General features: G+C 44.9%; 16 protein-coding genes. 12 read left to right on the top strand and 4 right to left on the bottom strand.

Annotated elements, in window-relative coordinates:
- Positions 1 to 6 precede the first annotated feature (6 nt).
- The 4 genes from HDC91_RS07340 to HDC91_RS07325 all read left to right on the top strand — a co-directional run bounded on the left by HDC91_RS07340 (position 7) and on the right by HDC91_RS07325 (position 8,400).
- Positions 7 to 1,842 carry a RagB/SusD family nutrient uptake outer membrane protein gene (locus tag HDC91_RS07340; protein WP_183549960.1) on the top strand — a complete coding sequence of 612 codons (1,836 nt, stop codon included), beginning with the start codon at positions 7 to 9 and terminating at the stop codon, positions 1,840 to 1,842.
- Between the two features lie 81 nt (positions 1,843 to 1,923).
- The gene (locus tag HDC91_RS07335; RefSeq protein WP_183549957.1) at positions 1,924 to 5,499 is read left to right on the top strand and encodes a VCBS repeat-containing protein; all 3,576 of its coding nucleotides are present in this window, start codon (positions 1,924 to 1,926) and stop codon (positions 5,497 to 5,499) included.
- Positions 5,500 to 5,517: 18 nt separating this feature from the next.
- The gene (locus HDC91_RS07330; RefSeq protein WP_183549954.1) at positions 5,518 to 6,837 is read left to right on the top strand and encodes a vanadium-dependent haloperoxidase; all 1,320 of its coding nucleotides are present in this window, start codon (positions 5,518 to 5,520) and stop codon (positions 6,835 to 6,837) included.
- A 12-nt stretch (positions 6,838 to 6,849) separates the two neighbouring features.
- Positions 6,850 to 8,400, top strand: a complete 1,551-nt coding sequence (locus tag HDC91_RS07325; protein ID WP_183549951.1) for a VCBS repeat-containing protein — start codon at positions 6,850 to 6,852, stop codon at positions 8,398 to 8,400.
- Between the two features lie 51 nt (positions 8,401 to 8,451).
- Here HDC91_RS07325 and HDC91_RS07320 read toward each other — a convergent pair whose 3' ends face one another.
- A complete protein-coding gene (locus HDC91_RS07320) occupies positions 8,452 to 9,666 on the bottom strand; it encodes a hypothetical protein (protein WP_183549948.1) in 1,215 nt (404 codons plus the stop codon).
- A 310-nt stretch (positions 9,667 to 9,976) separates the two neighbouring features.
- On the opposite strand from HDC91_RS07320, the gene HDC91_RS07315 reads away from it, so the two are divergent.
- Entirely contained in the window at positions 9,977 to 12,388 is a 2,412-nt protein-coding gene (locus HDC91_RS07315; RefSeq protein WP_183549945.1) for an ABC transporter permease, read from the top strand.
- Positions 12,389 to 12,504: 116 nt separating this feature from the next.
- The gene (locus HDC91_RS07310; RefSeq protein ID WP_183549941.1) at positions 12,505 to 12,879 is read left to right on the top strand and encodes a hypothetical protein; all 375 of its coding nucleotides are present in this window, start codon (positions 12,505 to 12,507) and stop codon (positions 12,877 to 12,879) included.
- On the opposite strand, the gene bla is transcribed toward HDC91_RS07310, so the two are convergent.
- Positions 12,880 to 13,605, bottom strand: a complete 726-nt coding sequence (gene bla, locus HDC91_RS07305) for a subclass B1 metallo-beta-lactamase (RefSeq protein WP_183549938.1) — start codon at positions 13,603 to 13,605, stop codon at positions 12,880 to 12,882. It abuts the gene before it with no gap.
- 118 nt (positions 13,606 to 13,723) lie between these two features.
- Here bla and HDC91_RS07300 point away from each other — a divergent pair, with 118 nt between their 5' ends.
- Complete coding sequence (locus HDC91_RS07300) at positions 13,724 to 14,092, top strand: hypothetical protein (RefSeq protein ID WP_183549935.1); 369 nt, start codon at positions 13,724 to 13,726, stop codon at positions 14,090 to 14,092.
- A 125-nt stretch (positions 14,093 to 14,217) separates the two neighbouring features.
- Positions 14,218 to 14,748: a ferritin gene (locus tag HDC91_RS07295; protein WP_162431501.1), complete on the top strand. Its 531-nt coding sequence runs from the start codon at positions 14,218 to 14,220 to the stop codon at positions 14,746 to 14,748.
- On the opposite strand, the gene HDC91_RS07290 is transcribed toward HDC91_RS07295, so the two are convergent.
- The gene (locus HDC91_RS07290; protein ID WP_162431502.1) at positions 14,745 to 14,999 is read right to left on the bottom strand and encodes a (2Fe-2S) ferredoxin domain-containing protein; all 255 of its coding nucleotides are present in this window, start codon (positions 14,997 to 14,999) and stop codon (positions 14,745 to 14,747) included. The genes HDC91_RS07295 and HDC91_RS07290 overlap by 4 nt on opposite strands.
- A gap of 94 nt (positions 15,000 to 15,093) precedes the next feature.
- Between HDC91_RS07290 and HDC91_RS07285 the strand changes: the two genes are divergently transcribed.
- From HDC91_RS07285 to HDC91_RS07270, 4 genes are read left to right on the top strand one after another with little or no spacing between them, the layout of a single operon-like run.
- On the top strand, positions 15,094 to 15,450 hold the full coding sequence (locus HDC91_RS07285) for a VOC family protein (RefSeq protein WP_183549932.1): 357 nt from the start codon (positions 15,094 to 15,096) through the stop codon (positions 15,448 to 15,450).
- Between the two features lie 58 nt (positions 15,451 to 15,508).
- The gene (locus HDC91_RS07280; RefSeq protein WP_183549928.1) at positions 15,509 to 16,072 is read left to right on the top strand and encodes a thermonuclease family protein; all 564 of its coding nucleotides are present in this window, start codon (positions 15,509 to 15,511) and stop codon (positions 16,070 to 16,072) included.
- A gap of 46 nt (positions 16,073 to 16,118) precedes the next feature.
- Entirely contained in the window at positions 16,119 to 18,554 is a 2,436-nt protein-coding gene (locus HDC91_RS07275) for a penicillin acylase family protein (protein ID WP_183549926.1), read from the top strand.
- Between the two features lie 3 nt (positions 18,555 to 18,557).
- Positions 18,558 to 18,902 carry a hypothetical protein gene (locus tag HDC91_RS07270; RefSeq protein WP_183549924.1) on the top strand — a complete coding sequence of 115 codons (345 nt, stop codon included), beginning with the start codon at positions 18,558 to 18,560 and terminating at the stop codon, positions 18,900 to 18,902.
- 364 nt (positions 18,903 to 19,266) lie between these two features.
- Here HDC91_RS07270 and HDC91_RS07265 read toward each other — a convergent pair whose 3' ends face one another.
- Positions 19,267 to 19,941, bottom strand: a complete 675-nt coding sequence (locus tag HDC91_RS07265) for a lipid-binding SYLF domain-containing protein (RefSeq protein WP_183549921.1) — start codon at positions 19,939 to 19,941, stop codon at positions 19,267 to 19,269.
- Positions 19,942 to 20,015 lie beyond the last annotated feature (74 nt).

The following is a 20,015-nucleotide window of genomic DNA, read 5'->3' as shown; positions in this document are numbered from 1 at the left end:
ATAGTTATGAAAAAAAGTTTTAAATTAAAAGTCCTTATACCGGCAACACTCGTGTTGCTTGGAGGCTCTTATTCATGTAAGAAGTATCTTGATCAGGCGCCTATCGGCTCGCTGATTCCCGATGTGGTTGCAACACGTACGGGTGTTGATGGTGTTCTTATTGGCGCATACTCAGTTGTTGACGGTGTATTTGACGGCCAGGCGGGGAGCCCATGGGAAACCGGTACCGATAACTGGGTATATGGTAGTGTGGTAGCCGGCGAGGCCTTTAAAGGCTCTAACCCTGGTGACCAGCCTGCCGCTGCAAACCTTGAGGCGTTTAGCGCTACAGGTGCTAACGATTACTTAGATCACAAATGGCGTGTATGCTATGCCGGTGTACAACGTGCTAATGATGTAATCAGGTTATTAGCCCAGGTTAAAGATGGTTCTGTTACGCCCGAACAACAAACACAGTATATAGCCGAGGCCCGTTTCCTGCGTGGGTTCTTCCACCTGGAAGCTGCTAAACTTTGGAAAAACGTGCCGTATGTGGATGAAACGATCACCTACGCGGCACAAAACTACAATATTCCAAATGATGGCCCTATATGGGATAAAATTGAGGCTGACTTTGCAGCTGCTGCACAAGACCTGCCTGAAACACAGCCGCAAATTGGCCGTGCAAACAAATGGGCAGCTTTAGCATTCGAAGCTAAAACGCTTATGTTTGACCATAAGTACGGCGATGCTTTTACTATTTTGAAAAATGTAATTGACAATGGTAAAACAAGTTCAGGCGCAAAATACGCTTTAGGTAAATATGCTAACAACTTTAACCCGTCTACCAAGAACGGCCCTGAGGGTGTATTTGTGGTACAGGCATCTGTACATGATGGTGCGAATGGTTTGAATGGTAACGCTGGTAACGTGTTAAACTTCCCATCTGCAGGCCCTGCAGGATGCTGCGGTTTCTTCCAGCCAACATTTGATTTTGTAAACTCATTTAAAGTTGATGCTAACGGATTGCCGTTAATGGATACTTATCAAAATGATTTCATGAAAAATGATCAGGGTGTGCCTGCCGGTACTGTGTTTATGCCGGGCGATGAGTTAGTTGATGCCAGGTTAGACTGGTCAGTAGGCCGTCGTGGTATCCCATATTTAGACTGGGGAATTTGCCCTGGTGCTGCCTGGGCCCGTGACCAGCCAAACGGTGGTCCGTACCTGCCAATTAAAAACGTATACTACAAAGCCGCGCAATCAACTACTTCAGATTCATACGGTGGCTGGGCTGCAAACCAGTCAACTTCAAATAGCTATAATGCTATCCGTTTTGCTGATGTTATTTTATGGGCAGCTGAGTGTGCAGTTGAAGCAAACCAACTTTCGGTTGCTGAAGGTTACGTTAACCAGGTAAGGGCCCGTGCTGCTGACCAAAGCGGTTGGGTTAAAGGTAAGCTAACCGGCTACACCGGCGGTGATGTTGAAAAGCCTGAAGTTGATAATAGCCAGTTTGCTGCAAACTACAAAGTAGGCTTATACACCGGCCAGTTTACTACAAACGGCCAGGCATATGCCCGTAAAGCGGTTTACTTTGAGCGCAAGCTTGAGTTAGGTATGGAAGGCCATCGTTTCTTCGACTTATCGCGTTGGGATGCCGTAAATGGCGGCCCTGCAGGTTCGATCATGTCAACAGAGATCGAAAAATTCCTGAAAAATACCCGTGATTTTGGTGATAAATTTGCCTCAGCGGTAATGAAAGTTGCTAAATTCACGTCTAACAAGAATGAGCTTTACCCGATCCCTCAATTCCAAATTGATATTTCTAAAGGCACATTGAAACAAAATCCTGGCTATTAATAAGTTAATAGCTTTTAGAAGAGGGGAAGGTAATCTTATCTTCCCCTCTTTTTTTATTGATAAATTTCTTAATATCGTTGAATGAAACCCCTTAAATACCTGCTGTTGATCGTTCTGCCGCTTTTTATATTCTCGTGTAAAAAGGCCACCATGTTCGAGAAAATTTCCTCTTCGCACTCCCGCATAAAATTCAATAACGAAATAGTAGAAAACGATACCATTAACCCGCTTGATAAGCTTAATATTTATAATGGTGGCGGGGTTGGTATAGGCGATTTTAACAACGATGGATTGCAGGATATTTATTTTGTTGGTAATGCCGTATCAAACCGGCTTTATATAAATAAAGGCGATTTTAAATTTGATGATGTAACCGAAAAAGCCGGTGTTGGCGGCAAGGGCGGATGGGGCCGTGGGGTAGCTGTAGTTGATATTAATAATGACGGATTAAAGGATATTTACGTTTGTAACACTTTGCTTAACGATTCGGTTAAGCGGTTAAACCTGCTTTACATAAACCAGGGTGTTGATAAAAATGGCGTACCGGTTTTTAAAGAATCGTCAAAAGAATACGGCCTCGATATAAACATACACTCTACCATGGCATCGTTTTTTGATTATGATAACGATGGCGACCTGGATATGTATCTTACCGTTAACGAGGCACAATCAACCGATAATACAAGTTCGTTCAGGCCGATTCTGAAGGATGGATCAAGCCGCAGTACAGGCAGGCTTTACCGCAACGATTACGACCCCAAATTAAAGCATGGTGTTTACACTAATGTATCAAAACAGGCCGGCATACTCATAGAGGGTTACGGCCACGCCGCCAGTATTGTAGATATAAATCGTGACGGCTGGAAAGATATTTACGTCACCAACGATTTTTTACCAAGCAATATCCTGTATATCAATAATCACGACGGTACGTTTACCGATCGTACCCAGGAGTATTTTAAACATACCGCAACCAGCGCAATGGGTCAGGATATACAGGATATTAATAACGATGGCCTGGCGGACGTTTTCGAACTGGATATGGACCCGGAAGATAACTACCGCAAAAAGATGTTCATGCCCGGTACCGCATATCAGTTATATCAAAATTTCGACACTTACGGATATCAATACCAATATAATCATAATACCTTGCAGCTAAACCAGGGCCCGCGTTTGGGTCAGAACGATTCTATTGGCGCGCCGGCATTTAGCGAAGTTGCCTTTTTAAGCGGGGTAGCCCAAACCGACTGGAGCTGGGGGCCTATGATAACCGATTTTGATAACGATGGCTTCAGGGATATTGTAGTAACAAACGGTTACCCGCGCGATGTTACAGACCATGATTTTATTGTTTTCAGGAACGAATCTTATATTGTAGCAAGCAAAAAACAGATACTGCAGCAAATACCTATCGTTAAAATATCAAACTATGCCTTCAGAAATAACGGCAGGCTGCAATTTGAAGATGTCACTAAAAACTGGGGGATTGATATCCCTTCATTTTCTAATGGTGCCGCCTATGCGGATCTGGACAACGATGGCGCCATGGATATGATCATTAATAATATCGATGATGAAGCTTTTATTTATAAAAACACCTCACGCGAAAAGGATAAAAACAGTAATCATTATCTGCAGATACAGTTTAAGGGCAATCCTCAAAACAAGGATGGGATAGGCGCCTGGGCCGATATTTATTACGACCACGGTAAACACCAGGTGTATGAAAATACCCCCTTCCGCGGTTATTTGTCAACTATTCAGGATATCGCGCATTTCGGGTTGGGGAAGGTCGCTAATATCGATTCTGTTGTCATAAAATGGACAAACGGTAAACAGCAGACCCTGACAAACGTAAAAGCTGACCAGTTGCTTAAAGTTGACATCAGCAATGCTAAAACGCCGTATAATTTCAACTTTTTACCCGTTAACAGCCGGTCGCTGTTTGCCGAGGTAACCAAGTCCGTAGGTATAAACTATAAACACAACGATGTCGATTTTTCGGACTTTAATGTACAAAAGCTATTGCCACATAAATTATCGGAGTATGCGCCGGCAGTAGCAGTAGGCGATGTAGACGGCAACGGGTTTGATGATATGGTTGTGGGCGGTACTTCAAAGTACCCGGCCCAGCTTTTTTTACAGCAGGCAAGTGGTAAATTTATTCAGCGCAACCTGGTAACAACCACACAGCAGCCCGCAGATAAGTATAAGGATGAAGGATTGTTATTATTTGATGCAGACGGCGACGGCGACCTCGACCTGTATGTGGCGAGCGGCGGATACGAAGCCGAACCAAACTCAAAGCAATATCAGGACAGGGTGTATGCAAACGATGGTAAGGGCAACTTTACATTGCAGGCCGATGCCTTACCCGCCAATTTTACAAGTAAACTATGCGTAAAAGCAGTAGATTATAATAAAGACGGAACGCTTGACCTGTTTGTATCGGGCAGGGTTGACCCATGGAACTATCCTAAGCCAGTGTCCAGTTTTATCTTACGTAACGACAGCAAAAAAGGGCATATTAAATTTTCAGATGTAACCTCAACGGTTGCAAAAGGGTTAAAAAACTTAGGCCTGGTATGCGATGCATCCTTCACAGATTATGATAACGATGGCTGGCCCGACCTGGTTATAACAGGCGAATGGATGCCGGTTACCTTTATGAAAAACGACCACGGCATATTTAAAAATGTAACCCCTAATACTGGTGTTGCAAATAAACTTGGCTGGTGGAATACGATAGCCGGCGGCGATTTTGACCATGACGGGGATATCGATTATATAGTTGGTAACACCGGTTTAAATACATTTTACAAGGGGACCGATGAATACCCCGCATACATTACCGCCAAAGATTTTGATAACAACGATAGCTATGACGCCATACCCTCGCTGTTTCTGAAAGACAAGCAAGGGGTGATGAAAGAATTTCCGGCGCATACCCGCGATGATATCGTGAAGCAGATCATTGGCATGAGGGTGAAATTTCAAAATTATAAATCGTACGCTGTAGCTACGATGGATAGCGTAATTACCCCCGACATGCGTAAAGGCGCTGTAAGGTTAAAGGCAAACGAACTGCGGTCGTGCTATATGCGTAATGACGGGCATGGTAAATTTACCATGATACCATTGCCGATAGAAGCGCAAATGTCGCAGCTTGCAGGGATAATTGTTGATGATTTTGATGGCGACGGCAACCTTGATGTAGCCCTTAACGGTAACGATTATGGTACCGAGGTTAGCACCGGCCGGTATGATGCCTTTAACGGTTTATTATTAAAAGGTGATGGTAAAGGTGGGTTTAAGCCTTTAAGCATTATGCAAAGCGGTATTTACATACCCGGCGATGGTAAAGCGCTTGTAAAATTACGAAGCGCGAAGGGTAATTACTTACTGGCTGCCACACAGTATAAGGATGCTTTAAAAGTTTTTGAATTAAAAAAGCCGGTAACTACAGTTAGTTTGCAGCCATTGGATATGTTTGCTATTATTAAATACAAGAACGGCAAAACTGCTAAGCAGGAATTCTATAACGGCGGATCGTTTCTGTCGCAATCCGGCCGTTTTTTTAACATAGATTCATCAATGGCGTCTGTTAGCATAACAGATAACGCCGGCCATACCCGAAATATACCTTTAAAATAATATATATAGCCGATGACCATGAGATACTTTAAGGTTTTTATTGCAGCCATATTTTGCCTGTTGGCAGTAAGCTGCAGGCAAAAACCAAAGATAGCCCGCATAAGTGATGCCGAGGTTTTGCACCAAAACGTTGACGAGTTAACACAGGTCATAATCTACGATGTGTTTAGTCCGCCGGTGGCCAGCCGTATATATGGTTATACTACGCTTGCCGCGTACGAGGCAATGCGTTTTGAAGATCCAAAATATGCTTCCATTGCCGCCCAGCTCAAAGGTTTTAAAAATTTACCGCAGCCACAAAAAGGCGTAAAGTATAATTATGCGCTGGCCGCAACAAAAGCGTTTTTTACCGTTGCGCATAAGGTTACCTTTTCGGTAGATACCCTAAAGCGGTATGAGAATAAAGTTTTTGCCATGTACCAGGATAACCTGGACGATTCGGTTTATGCCCGTTCTGTTGCCTTTGGCGAAAAGGTTGGCGACGCTATATTGGCACGATCTAAATTTGACAATTATGCCAAAACAAGGGGCAAACCCAGGTTTTTGGGCAGCAGCGATAATGGTAAGTGGCGCCCAACCGCCCCCGATTACCTGGATGGGGTGGAATTTTGCTGGGGCACCATGGAAACCTTTGTTGTAAAATCATCAACAGATTTTGCCTTACCGCCGCCGCCACCATTTAGCGAAGACAAAAACAGCGAATACTACAAGCAAAACGTTGTGGTTTATGAGCAAAGCAAAAAGCTTACGCCCGAACAGATTGCCATAGCCAGGTTTTGGGATGATAACCCATTTGTGATACAGCATAACGGGCACATGATGTTTGTGAACAAGAAAATTACGCCGGGCGGCCATTGGATAGGTATTACGGCTATCGCCTGTAAAAAAACAAAAGCTAATGCCGTTAAAACCGCGCAGGCCTACGCTTTAACCTCAATTGCCTTATATGATGCCTTTATATGCGGCTGGCAGGTTAAATACACTACAGAGTACATAAGGCCGGTTACCGTTATAAACGATAAAATGGACCCTAAATGGCTGCCGCTTCTGCAAACGCCGCCGTTCCCCGAGTACCCAAGCGGTCATAGCGATATAAGCGGAGCAGCCGCCGTAGTGCTAACGCATTTATTTGGAGATAACTTTGAGTATGACGATACCAGCGACCTGCGCTACATTGGCATGCAGCGTCATTTCAAATCTTTTTTAAAAGCATCAGACGAGACCTCTATCAGCAGGTTTTACGGCGGCATACACTATAAGAACAGCGTTGACCAGGGCGCTATACAGGGCCGTAAAATAGGCGAATTTATTTGGAATACCTTAAAGCTGCATAACTAAGCAATACTAATTATGAAATTAAAGCATACCTTTTTATTTACTTCTGTTATATTTTCGGGGGTTGCGTTATTATCATTAAGTACCGTGCTGGACGGTTGTAAAAGCAAAACCAATGCACCTTACAAGCTTACCGGTGATACCATTGCCGATGGTAAGTACCTTGTAGAAAAGCATTGCACAAAATGCCACGCGCTGGTTCCTGCTAATACCCTTACAAAGGATGTTTGGCGGATGCACGTACTCCCCGGGATGGCCAAATACTTAGGTATATCTACCTATGGCCCCGATTTTTTTAAGGATCCCAAGGATACCGGCGGGATATCAATAGTAAACTGGCAGGCCATTGTTGATTATTATAAAAAACTGGCCCCTGATACCCTGTTACCGGCTAAACGGCCTGTTGCCTTAGTTAACGATTGGGCCGGCTTTACCCTGAAAAAGCCTGCACGGGTTAATGATATATGCTTTACCACTATGGTAGCCGCCAGCCCGGCAACCGGTAAAATTTACACCAGCGACGTTATGTCAGCGCAGTTAACAGAGTGGGATGAACAGTTTACATCCACAAAAGTTGCTGATATGCCATCGCCGGCCGTTGATGCCAGTTTTATTAAAGATGAACATGGTATTGATAAAGCCATAATTGCGTGCATCGGGCGCATGGACCTTGTAGATTTCCCTAACGGGAGAGTGTTTAGTGTAAACTTATCAGGTGGAAAACAAACGCCCGAACAAATTGCGTTAGACCTGCCGCGCCCTGTACAAACCGTTAGCGCCGATTTTGACAAGGACGGTAAAATGGAAACAGTGATATGCGGCCAGGGAAATTTTAAAGGAGGTGTTTTTCTGCTTAAACAGGGGGCGGATAAAGCTTACAAACAATTCACCATATCTGAGCGGCCAGGCGCGGTGCAGGCAGTGGCTCAGGACTTCAATAACGACGGTTACCCGGATATCATGGTGCTGTTTGGCAGCGGCGACGAAGGTTTGACCTTGTTTTTAAACGATAAAAAGGGCGGCTTTACCGACAGAGAACTGCTGCGTTTCCCGCCGGTGTACGGTTCAACCAGCTTTCAGCTGGCGGATATCGACCACGATGGCAACCTTGATCTGTTATATACCTGCGGTTATAATTTCCGCGATTCCAGGATCCTGAAACCGTACCATGGCCTCTATATTTACAAGAACACCGGCGATTTTAATTTTAAACAAACCTGGTTTTACCCTATCAATGGCGCGACAAAAGTTATAGCTGCTGATTTTGATAAAGACGGCGATCTGGATATTGCCACCATCGCTTTCTTTGCCGATATGAAGAATAACCCTGCTGAAGAATTTATATATTTTGAGCAGGAAAAACCAATGCAGTTTAAACCGCATGCTGTGCCGGTGAGCAAGTACGGCCGCTGGATGACAATGGATGTAAGCGACCTTAACAAAGACGGCAAGCCGGATATTATATTGGGCAACTACGCCAGCGGGTTTTTATTCCAGCCGAATTTCTCGCCATCGTGGGACGAGCGCCAGCCGTTTATTGTATTGGAGAATCATATAAAAGAGTAGGTACAACGTTTTTATGCCGTATTGCTGAATTGGGTGGCAAACCTAACGCTATTATTTCTTCTTCAAATAATTGGTAACCCTGGTTATTTCGTCAGGATAAACCGCAATGTGGTGAGTATGTATCAGTACCGATTCGTTTTCGTTTATAATGGCTTTGGTGCCGAGGGCGGGCATGTGGCAGGCGATACATTTTGCCTGTAGTATGGTCGCGTCTATTTTCCCGGTCATTTTACAAACGTTATGGCTTTCGGCCTTATGGCAGGTTTGGCATCGCTGTGCAAAAAGCAGTGCGTTCCCGCGCTCGTTTTTATGCGTATTGTGGCAGGTATTGCAGTCCATTTTACTGCTGATGTAGCACTTGCTGGTTTTTAACATATCCAGCTGGTCGCCATGCACATCAAGGTGGGCAAGGTCTGTTGGCCCGGCAGAGGGGGCGTGTTTCTTAAAATCGGTAAGTTTATCGCCCGGCTTAAAGTCAAATATCGATCTGAAGTTCTCGGTTTTGGTACCCGAGTGACAGGTGCCGCAAAGGTCAACCTTTTGCTCGCGTGTGAGGTCGCTTATTTTAGTGATGTACTTTGCCGTTTTAACGCCGGGGTTTGCTGTCTGGAAATCTACATGCTGCCTTGCCCCGCCGTGGCATCGTTCGCAATCGATGCTTAAGATCACGGAGTTTTTTTGAAAGCCAATGGTTTCGCCCCCAAAGCTTGGTACACGTCCCGGTTCGGTTTTGGCGTACGAAGCATGGCACTCCATGCAACGAATATTTATCATCCTGTCGAAACTCGCCATAACGGTATCATAGCCAGGGCTCATTATCCAGTGATTTTTGGTATTATCAAATGAAACAGGAAGCTGAAATAATTCGTTATCGTTCCAATACAAATAACTTTCGCCCTTAACGCCGCCCATGGCAATATCCATGCGTGCAGCTTCAGTTTTTTTTCCGTTTACATAGTAGCTTTGATAAAGCCCGCTATCCGTTTTAGTCATTAACACCTCAGAGTGACCGTTGTAAGGAAAAACATTCTCACCGTCTGCAAAGCTACCGCTTACGGTTTTGGCAGATGCCGGCGAAGATGCGATGTAATGTGCCATGTGCAGGTAGCTTTTGCTGATATCCGCGTGGCAGCTTATACAGGTTTCGGGCCCGGCATAGGCTTGGCCGCGAGGATCGTGCGCTTCACTTTTGCTGAAACACTGCGATAAAATAACTGCCATCGGGAACAGGAAAACAGGTAGCAACAGGAATTTCCTTTTTAGCATTAGCGGTAGATGTGCATTGTTGCGCTAATGTTAACCAATAATCATGAAAATTACCGTTGCTTTTAGATAACCTTTTTGTTACAAAGGAAATATTTATTTAATAGTTGAATAGTCCGGGTGAACTGGTAAACCTGTCCCTGAGCGATCAGATGGTTAATAATTAATGTACGAAACCGTACGTAGAACTGTCCGTTATCGTACACCTCTCGGCCAAAAAGTGCCCGGAAATGAATAGGGAGGCGCTTTTTCGACTGGCATCTGCTTTGTCCGATCGCGATAGAACATTCATAAACTATTAAAACTCATCGGTATGTTTAAAAATCTATTTAAAACAGCATGGCGCAATGTGTTGCGTAACAAATCGTACACGTTTATAAATATCGTTGGTCTTGGCTCGGGCATATCTGTTTGCCTGGTCATTTTTGTACTGATACAGTTCCATTTAAGCTTTGATAATTTTCATACCAAAAAGGATAGGATATACCGGATGCTGACGGAGTATCACCATGCCGATTCGAAAGACATTTTTTACGGAGCAGGAATAGCGCGCGGCATACCGCAAACCCTGAAAACAGATATACCCGAGCTTGAAGCTTACGCTCCTATATTTCACGGTTATAACGAGCAGATACAGGTATTAAATGCTGCCGGGCAAATTGAAAAGAAGTTTAAAGAGGACGGAGTATTTGCAACTACGCCGTCTTTCTTTAAGATTTTCGATTTTCCGCTGCTGTTGGGCGATGCCAATACAGCACTGAGCAACCCAAATTCGGTATTATTAACAAAAGAAACCGCCGAAAGATACTTTGGTGACTGGCGGCAGGCCATGGGTAAAACCATACGCTGGGCTAATAAGGACGTTTTAAAAGTAACCGGTATTATGGCGCCTATTCCCCGGAATACCGATTTTCAGTTTAAGGTGCTGTTTTCGTTAGGCACGGGCCGCACCGCCAGCATGCTTACATCAAACGATTATGACAGTACCGGCGGATTTTATGGCTGCTATGTATTGGCGCCCGCCGGCATGACAGGAGCCCAGCTAACCGGCAAGCTGCAAGCGCTGATGAAAAAATACCGCTCGCCCGAAAATAAAGACAGCGAAGTGGCCCAGCCATTAAGTGAAGTGCATTTTGATAGTAAGGTTGATAATTACTCCAATATTGCTATCACACGGCAAATGATAAATATGCTTTGGATGATAGGGGCGTTCATACTGATAATTGCCTGCGTAAACTTTGTTAACCTGGCTACCGCCCAGGCAGTAAACCGGGCTAAAGAGGTTGGGATCCGAAAAGTGCTTGGTGGTAACCGCAGCCAGCTGCAAATCCAGTTTTTAACCGAAACGTTTGTTATCGTGCTTATATCGCTTGTACTAAGCGCGGGTATAAGCACGCTTGCTATCCCTATGGTTGGTAAAATAATGGAACTGCCATTACAGGCAGATATGTTATTACAGGTAAAAGTGGCGGCGTTTACCCTGGTACTTATAGTAATGGTAACCTTAATAGCCGGTTTTTATCCATCTATGGTATTATCGGGCTTTAACCCCATAAATGCTTTAAAAAGCAAGCTGGCATTTAAAACGCCTAAAGGCATATCCTTAAGGCACGCGCTTGTTGTCTTCCAGTTTGTAATAGCGCAGGGGCTTATCATTTGCACCATCATCATTGTAAAGCAAATGAACTTTTTTACACACGAAAGCATGGGTTTTGAAAAGGATGCGATTGTAAACGTTCATTTTCCGTCAGATAGCGCATCCATCACCAAACTCGATTATCTTAAAAATAAACTTAGGGGCATCAACGGTATACAGCAGGTGAGCCTGAGCTCGGACCTGCCTGCGGGTGAGGATGATAACTGGACGATGTTTACTTATGACAACGCCATTAAACAGGTCGATTTTTATTCTATTATTCAAATGGCCGACGAGCAATACGTGCCAACATATAAGTTAAAGCTTGTGGCAGGGCGAAACGTTGCGGCTTCGGATACCGTAAGGGAGTTTTTAGTGAACGAGGCGGTTATTCAAAAGCTGGGCCTTAAAAAACCCGAAGACGCCTTAAACAAGCAAATAGCTTTAGGCACCTTTGCAAAAGGGAAGATAGTAGGGGTTTTGAAGAACTTTCATAACCGGTCGTTTAAGGACGAGTACGCGCCTATGCTGATCAGCACCTTAAAAAATCAATACGGGGTCAGCAATATCAAGCTATCATCGGCCAACATGAGCGCTTCTATAAAGGGCATTGAAAAGTTGTGGAATGAAGTTTACCCCGATTATGCCTTTGAATATAAATTTATGGACGAACGCATAGCGGCATATTACAAACAGGAGAGCCAGCTATCAAAAATATATCAAAGCTTTGCCGCCATTGCTATTTTGCTAAGCTGCCTTGGGCTATACGGGCTGGCATCATTTATGGCTGTTCAGCGTATAAAGGAGGTGGGTATACGAAAGGTTTTAGGATCATCAATATCGGCTATAGTGTACCTGTTCTCTAAAGAGTTTGTTGTGTTAATTGGGATAGGCTTTGCCGTAGCCGCGCCAATAACATGGTATTTGATGAATAGATGGCTGCAGGATTACACTTACCGGATTCAAATACATTGGGGGATATTTGTATTGGCAGGGATAATAGCTGTAGGTATAGCTTTAGCTACCGTAAGCTATCAATTGATAAAAGCCGCGCTGGTTAACCCGGTTAAAAGTTTGAGGAGCGAATAATATAAAAAATTATTTTACTGACTATCAGTATTTTATAAATTTAAATAGTACTATGTATTGCATAATACCATGTAATGTTTATTTTTGATTCATTAATTCAAACAAACAGGAGAACGATGAACAAAAAAATACAGATTATTGCACTGGTATTGGTAATGCTTAGTGCTATTACAGCCTGCCTGCCCGGCAAATCAACAACCATAGTTAACAAAACTGATAACCTTACACAAAAGATAAAATACTCGGGTAAGATCGTTTTTACATTAGACAAGACCGCCATTGAGCATATCTCGGATGGGGGATACCTGGAATTTGAGGAAAACGGTGAGGGCTTTACAGCCAGCAGCGATAGTCACGGCAAGGTGGCTTACGAGTTTAACAACGATGGTAAAGTAAATGAGCTGAACGAAGGTCAAAAGCAATTTTTAGCCCACGCGGTAAACATTATTGTGAAAGAACAGCAAAAACTAAAACCAGAAAATAACCAATAGTTATTGCTTACCAATGATCTGCTGCGTGTGCCTTAATTGTTTTGTGCTGCCCTGCCACCCCTGGTGGCCGGGTATAACATAACGCGCATCAGCGAATTTGCGGCCAACATTATCGATAGTTAGGGGCCATTGCTTAAGGTTGGCATCGCCGGTAAAGCCTTTTGTAGTGGCCTCTAAACTTTTAACCAGGCACCCGCCAAACAGGATCTTATCCTGCGGGAACCATACTACAATATTATCCCGCGTATGCCCCTCGCCCGGGAACCAGGTTTGCAGGGTTACGCCGTCAAAGGTAAAAGTGGTGTCGCGGGTAAAGGTGTACTGCGGCAGTTCGTTGTTTTCCTTTTTGGCAAGCGCGTAAGTTTGTTTGCTGGTGTAGGTTTTAGTACCCTGCTTTTTCAGTACATCAAAACCGGCTACACAATCGTCATGGAAATGGGTGGCGATGCACAACACTATCTTTTTGTTAAAACGCCGTTGAACGCTATCAACCAACTGCTGCGTTTGTTCATCACCCCAGGGGGTATTGATCAGGATTATACCCTTATCGGTAACCGCGAACAAACAGTTGGCCGGGAAGGGCTCGTCGCCATCCGGGTAACCATATGATACGCACACATAAAAGTTTTTGGTGAGGTGTGAGATGTTGATCTTTTGAATAGGATGTTGCTGGCCAAACGCGGTAACAGCGATCAGCAAAAAAAGGGTTGTGAAAAAGTATTTCATATAATTTTCAACGGTATTAAATGCTGCAAAGTTATCATGCCGGTGTTTATATGTATTATAAATAATTATTAACATTATTTGGAATAATTATAAATAGTGCGTTCTTTTGTGACGTCGAATGATTAAAACTCTAACAGATCCACAAATTAATACCTGGGCAGATGTGTTCAGCACAAATGCGGGCGCTGTTTATCAGTGCGATGCCGAACGTTGCTGGTATATCGACTTTGCCGGAAAAGTTGCCCGCTTTGATTACCGTTGTTTACTGAAACTAAAGAAAGCGGTTTACAATGTAGATATAGAAGCTAAGTTGTTAGAAACCACAAAAGACCCCGATGTAGAGATCATTTTTATCTGCGCCTGCGACCACTGTTACATACTTTCCCTGTTACAGATCATCGCTTTAAAGGATCTGCTTGAAGGCACCTTTGTAATGCTGCAACTCAACAGCATACTGCAAGATCGGCTGTATCGTGTTGTTGGTTAGTAATTTAGACTGAATTCATATTGCCTTTATTTTCGTTTCCTGCTGATCTATAGGTGTAATATTGTGTTAACTAATGAAGTCGGCACGTTTGTTGCCTTGTTTAAGTAGTTCTAAATATTATCAACATGAAAGATCTTATCCGCGTACGAAGCCTTATTTCTGCAGATGTAGAAATGCTTTTAAACCAGCAAGTTAAAAAGGAAGCTTATTCATCGGCTGTTTACCTGTCAATGGCATCGTGGTGTAACCGCAATGGGTTCGACTACTCGTCTGAATATTTTTTTAAACAGGCCGAAGAGGAACGACAGCATCAGCTTAAATTTTACAAATACATACTGGATATGGGCGGTAATGCTATATCTCCAGAGATAACCGGCATCAAGCAAGAATATAATTCGTTCCGCGAGGTGTTTGAAGAAGCCCTTGACCAGGAGATCAGCGTTACGCAATCTATAAAAAACATTTACGCCCGTTGCTTAAAAGAGCAGGATTTTGTAACAAACGAATTTTTGAACTGGTTTCTGAAAGAGCAGCGCGAAGAAGAGTATAAAGCCCGCCGTGCTTTAGAATTGTTTGATGTTATTGGCGAAGAAGGCACCGGCAGGTGGCAGATTGATAAGCACGTGGGCGACATAAAGTACGATAGCGAGGCTTAATCTTTAGCTAACAAAAGCTTTAAAACATCCTTCTCCGAATATTCTTTTAACCAGATATTGCCGGGAGACATAGTACAGACCGGTGCGTAATCACACCGGTCTGTACATTCTATACGTATCACTTCAATATCCTGGTCACTGTGTTTGGCAAACTTACGGGCCGTTTTATACATATCCTTGCCGCCCCGTTTACCGCATTTACTGCCTGTACACACAAACAGCACTTTATCCGGTACAGTGAATTTTCCCATCGCCAAACATCTTTTGATTAGTAAATACAAATATCAGCTTTATTTTTGATACATATTGTTATTACACAACCGTTAACAACCAACCTTATAAGTGATGAGATCGATCGAAGTTATTTCTATCCCGGTAACCGACCAGCAGGCTGCTAAACAGTTTTATCTGAAATTTGGGTTCAACTTAATGATCGAGGCGCCCTTTCAGGGCGGTGCTAACTGGATCCAGCTGAGCCTGCCCGATGGGGGCACAACCATTACGCTGGTAAACTGGTTTCCCGATTTAAAGCCCGGCAGCATACAGGGCTTTGTGATCAAATGCGACGATCTGGATGGAACCATCAAGGAGCTTGCCGCTAAAGGCATTGACGTTGGTAATGCCGATAACACCCCTTGGGGTCGTTTTGCTACCGTAAAAGACCCGGATGGTAATGCGTGGAGCTTACATGGGAGTAAATAGTGCATGTAGATAGACACCATACTTCGCGTCTTTTTGCGTAATGTATTATCTTCGCCCCATGCTCAAAAAGTCTTTATTCCTTTGTCTTTTCGTTCTTACGCTAACAATTGGTTGTAATAAAAACGAAACCCTGTACAAAGTAGTAGGGGTAAAGGATGGCGATACCATGGTACTGCTTTCGCCCGATAACCAAAGCATCACCGTACGCCTCGCCGAGATAGACGCCCCGGAAAAAAGCCAGGCATTTGGTCAGGCCGCCAAGCAATTTACATCAAACCTGTGCTTTGGTAAAATGGTGAAACTCATTGGTAACCAACACGACCGCTACGGCCGCACAGTAGGGAAGGTGGAACTGGAAAACGGCACTAACGTAAACTACGAGATAGTGAAACAGGGCTATGCCTGGCAATACCGGGCGTATTCAAAAAATATGGAACTGGCAAGTCTGGAAGAACACGCCCGCGAAGCACACCTGGGCCTATGGCAGGATGCAAACCCAACCCCGCCCTGGATTTTCAGAAAGGAAGGCAAAACCCGGCGTGTTGAGCAGAAAACTACCAAACCCAAAAAGCATTATAAAAAACGAAAATCGCGCAAGCACCGCGATACGGTATCTTTTTAAATCGGCATACAATAACTATATTGCCTTAAATACCCGGAATGCATATATGAAAGTATTTAAGGCTGTCCTTTCCTTAGTGATCACACTGGCGCTTATTTGGGCGCTGCAGACCAAATTTGGCGACATACCGCCGCTTGGCGCGTTCCTTAACCCATCAACCGGGTTTTGGCAGAATGCCGAAAGCAAAAACATCATCCCAACCCAAAATTTAAAGCTTAACGGCTTGCAGGGCAAGGTTACCGTAAAGTTTGACGAAGACATGGTGCCGCATATTTTTGCAGAGAACGATCACGATCTTTACTACGTGCAGGGTTATCTGACTGCAAAGGCCCGCCTATGGCAAATGGATATCCAAACCCGCAGCGCGGCGGGCAGGCTATCAGAAGTGGTGGGCCCCAAAGCCCTTGAACTGGACCGTTACCACCGCCGCATGGGCATGACCTACGGTGCCGAACGCACCCTGCAGGGCATCATGAAAGACCCGGTAATGAGCAAGGTGATAACGGCTTACAGCGATGGCGTTAACGCTTATATCAAAAGCCTTAAACCTGCCGGATACCCCATAGAGTTTAAACTGCTAAACTATGCACCCGAGGAGTGGAAGCCCATAAACTCCGCCTACCTGTTAAAGCTGATGTCAGAAACCCTGGCGGGCGGTTCAGACGAACTTGCGATGACCAACGTACTAAATAAGTTTGGCGCTAAAATAACCAACGACCTGTTCCCGGATTATCCCACACGCGAAGATCCTGTTATCCCGGCAGGTACAAAATGGGATTTTAAGCCCTTGCCCATACCTGAGCCGCCTGCAGCCTTTAAGGCGCAAATGCTGGCAGGTATGAAAAATATGGATAGGATAGAAGGTATAGGCAGCAACAACTGGGCGGTAAGCGGCGCTAAAACCGCTTCGGGCTACCCCATTTTAGCGAACGATCCGCATCTTAACCTCACCCTGCCATCCATCTGGTATCAGATGCAAATGACGGCGCCGGGTGTAAACGTTTATGGTGTTACGTTGCCCGGGGCTCCGTGCGTAGTAATTGGTTACAACCAAAAGGTAAGCTGGGGCGTAACCAATGTTGATGCCGATATACTGGATTGGTACCAGGTGAAATTTAAGGACGCCAGCCGCACCCAATACTGGTATAATAACAAATGGAACAACGTAACCCGTAAGGTTGAGGTAATAAACATACGCGGCGAGAAACCGCTGATGGATACCATTTTGTATACCCACCACGGCCCTGTAGTTTACGATAATGCCGCCATGGCCAAAAAGGGCCGTGGTAACATACCGGTAGGGAATTCCCTGCGCTGGATAGCACACGACGAAAGCGACGAGTTTAAAACCTTTTACCTGCTTAACCGGGCAAAAAACTACGACGACTATCGTGAAGCCTTAAAGTATTTTACCGCACCTGCGCAGAACTTTATTTTTGCATCGGCAGATAATGATATTGCTATTACACCAAACGGTAAACTGCCGTTAAAATATCACGATCAGGGTAAATTTATTATGGATGGCAGCGACCCGGCCAACGACTGGCATGGCTGGATACCCTACGAGCAAAACCCAACCGTTAAAAACCCGCCGCGTGGCTTTGTAAGCTCGGCCAACCAGTCATCTACCGATAAAAGCTATCCGTATTATATTAACTGGCGGTTTGAGAGTTATGAACGCGGTAAACGCATTAACGACCGCCTTGCTGCCATGAGCAAAGCAACCGTGGATAGCATGCGTATTTTGCAAATGGACGATTACAGCATCCGCGCGCAGGATATTTTACCCACCATGCTCAAATACCTTGATGCCAGCAAACTTGACGACACGCAGCTTGCGGCTTTAGACAGCGTAAAGAAATGGGACAAGCACTTTAGCGCTAACTCGGTCGGTGCAAGTATAGTAAACACGTGGTTTGCCAAATTCTACCAGTTTACCTGGAACGATGATTTTGGAGATAAAAAGACAATTATGCAGTTTCCGGGGGTAGATCGTACGGAAACACTACTCATAAACGAGCCCAATTCGGCTTGGTTTGATAATAAGCGCACACCCGTTAAAGAAACCGCGGCAGACGTACTTAGCAGCTCTTTTAACGCGGCTGTTAACGAACTGGTAAAAAACCATGGCCCTGCCATAGGCAAGGCCTGGCAATGGGGCAATGTAAAACCGTTTGAGGTAACCCACCTGGGCCATGTACCGGGCCTTGGCTCCGGTAATTTTGCATCAGGCGGAAACAGCTCGGTAGTGAACGCGCTGGTAGACGGTCACGGCCCTTCGTGGCGCATGGTGGTACAGCTTGGTCCGCAGGTTAAGGGCTATGGCATCATCCCCGGCGGGCAATCCGGCAACCCCGGCAGCTTTTTTTATGATGACATGCTAAAGACGTGGCAGGACGGCAGACTAAAAGAACTGCTCTACCTGCGATCGGCTACCGAAACATCCTCACGGATAAAACAAACATTAACCTTAAGCAAATAAACTATGCTGTTCCCTGTAATACTGTTATTGGCATTTATAAGCGGTTACCTTTTCCCCTGGTGGGTAGGTTGTATACTGGCTTTTGGCGCTGCGCTTGTTTTTGGTAAAAGATCAAGCTGGGCATTCTGGTGTGGTTTTGCCGGCGTATCGTTAGCATGGATAGCGCTTGCCTTGCTAAAAAGTTTCCCTAACGATCATATACTGGCTACCCGTGTGGCGCACGTTTTTCATTTACCAAACTGGTTGTTGCTGCTGGCTGTTATGGCTGTAATTGGCGGCCTGGCCGGAGGGATGTCGGCATTATCCGGGTTTTTGATGAAGCGGGTGTTTGAGAAGGAAAAGGCATAGACATAGGTTATCGTCTCTTTGATCTTGCACAATACAATGTTTTGAATAAATTCCCTCCCATGGGAGGGGTGTGGTTGGAATGTGAAGGGCAGGGAGGGGTTTGTACACTCCGTTAAACCCCTCCCTGCGCCCTCCCGGTGGGAGGGAATCGCACAGGCTACCACTTTTTTATACTCCCGCAATCGCCCGGGTCCAGCCGAGTGTCAGTCATTGAGCGGCGTCCCGCCGCAATATGGGAGCAGGCCAGAGGCCTTATAATATTGATCACCCGGCAAGAGCCGGGCGATTGCGATTAGGAAAAATTTCAACCTAAACAAAAACGCCCGGACTATCAGCCCCGGCGTTCTTATAATAAATAGCGATTTTATAACGCGTTCAGCGTTGCCTTCAGTCGCGTAACCGCTTCAGATTTATCGGTAGCCCTGGCAAATATATCTTCCGATGCGGTAGCTTCACCATAGTAGGCTTCGTTGGCGCTTTTGTTGATAGCCAGGTTACTGCCGTTTATGCTGATACCGGCAAACAAGCCTTTGCTGCGCGAGTAGGAGTAAACCTCGGCCTGTAGCTTATAATCGGTGCTGGCGGTGCTACTGCGACCAACCGGGCCAGCCGCTGCCGAAACATCGCCGCCTATGGTAAAATCGCCGCTCTCCACTTTGGCCAAAACGCCTTTGTTACGAAAAACCAACACCATATCAACCGATTGCACACCTATCTGAAAGCCTATGCTGCCACCGGTAAGCGTTATAAAAACAGGATCGCTCCATTTACCATCGGCCAGCTTTACCATAGCAACACCTTGTCCGCGTTTGCCGCCAATTCCAAAACCGGCGTTAATTAACTTAGGGATAATAACCACACCCTCATATTCTTCGAGCAACTGATGGGGGATGCTCTCCTTCATTTTGCTGAAGTCCTTCAAAACCTTGGTAGCGTCGTTTATTTTGGCGGTTCCCTTATCGTCGGCGGGCTTTGCCGAGGCAAGTATGAAAAATGTGCTTAGCAGTATCGGCAGGCTAAATAATTTTAATGTTTTCATAGCTATATCTGTTGTGGATTTATGTTCCTATAACTCTAATTCAGAATATTTGTTGTACTAAATTACGCTATAAT

The sequence above is a fragment of the Mucilaginibacter sp. AK015 genome (genome assembly GCF_014200785.1).
Taxonomy (GTDB): Bacteria; Bacteroidota; Bacteroidia; order Sphingobacteriales; family Sphingobacteriaceae; genus Mucilaginibacter.
This window is presented reverse-complemented; position numbering and strand designations above follow the sequence as displayed.

What these genes read in the sequence shown, in the direction of transcription:
- HDC91_RS07340 (WP_183549960.1), top strand. Translation starts at nt 7, where the DNA reads ATGAAAAAAAGTTTTAAATTAAAAGTCCTTATACCGGCAACACTCGTG.
- HDC91_RS07335 (WP_183549957.1), top strand. Translation starts at nt 1,924, where the DNA reads ATGAAACCCCTTAAATACCTGCTGTTGATCGTTCTGCCGCTTTTTATA.
- HDC91_RS07330 (WP_183549954.1), top strand. Translation starts at nt 5,518, where the DNA reads ATGAGATACTTTAAGGTTTTTATTGCAGCCATATTTTGCCTGTTGGCA.
- HDC91_RS07325 (WP_183549951.1), top strand. Translation starts at nt 6,850, where the DNA reads ATGAAATTAAAGCATACCTTTTTATTTACTTCTGTTATATTTTCGGGG.
- HDC91_RS07320 (WP_183549948.1), bottom strand. Translation starts at nt 9,666, where the DNA reads ATGCTAAAAAGGAAATTCCTGTTGCTACCTGTTTTCCTGTTCCCGATG.
- HDC91_RS07315 (WP_183549945.1), top strand. Translation starts at nt 9,977, where the DNA reads ATGTTTAAAAATCTATTTAAAACAGCATGGCGCAATGTGTTGCGTAAC.
- HDC91_RS07310 (WP_183549941.1), top strand. Translation starts at nt 12,505, where the DNA reads ATGAACAAAAAAATACAGATTATTGCACTGGTATTGGTAATGCTTAGT.
- bla (WP_183549938.1), bottom strand. Translation starts at nt 13,605, where the DNA reads ATGAAATACTTTTTCACAACCCTTTTTTTGCTGATCGCTGTTACCGCG.
- HDC91_RS07300 (WP_183549935.1), top strand. Translation starts at nt 13,724, where the DNA reads ATGATTAAAACTCTAACAGATCCACAAATTAATACCTGGGCAGATGTG.
- HDC91_RS07295 (WP_162431501.1), top strand. Translation starts at nt 14,218, where the DNA reads ATGAAAGATCTTATCCGCGTACGAAGCCTTATTTCTGCAGATGTAGAA.
- HDC91_RS07290 (WP_162431502.1), bottom strand. Translation starts at nt 14,999, where the DNA reads ATGGGAAAATTCACTGTACCGGATAAAGTGCTGTTTGTGTGTACAGGC.
- HDC91_RS07285 (WP_183549932.1), top strand. Translation starts at nt 15,094, where the DNA reads ATGAGATCGATCGAAGTTATTTCTATCCCGGTAACCGACCAGCAGGCT.
- HDC91_RS07280 (WP_183549928.1), top strand. Translation starts at nt 15,509, where the DNA reads ATGCTCAAAAAGTCTTTATTCCTTTGTCTTTTCGTTCTTACGCTAACA.
- HDC91_RS07275 (WP_183549926.1), top strand. Translation starts at nt 16,119, where the DNA reads ATGAAAGTATTTAAGGCTGTCCTTTCCTTAGTGATCACACTGGCGCTT.
- HDC91_RS07270 (WP_183549924.1), top strand. Translation starts at nt 18,558, where the DNA reads ATGCTGTTCCCTGTAATACTGTTATTGGCATTTATAAGCGGTTACCTT.
- HDC91_RS07265 (WP_183549921.1), bottom strand. Translation starts at nt 19,941, where the DNA reads ATGAAAACATTAAAATTATTTAGCCTGCCGATACTGCTAAGCACATTT.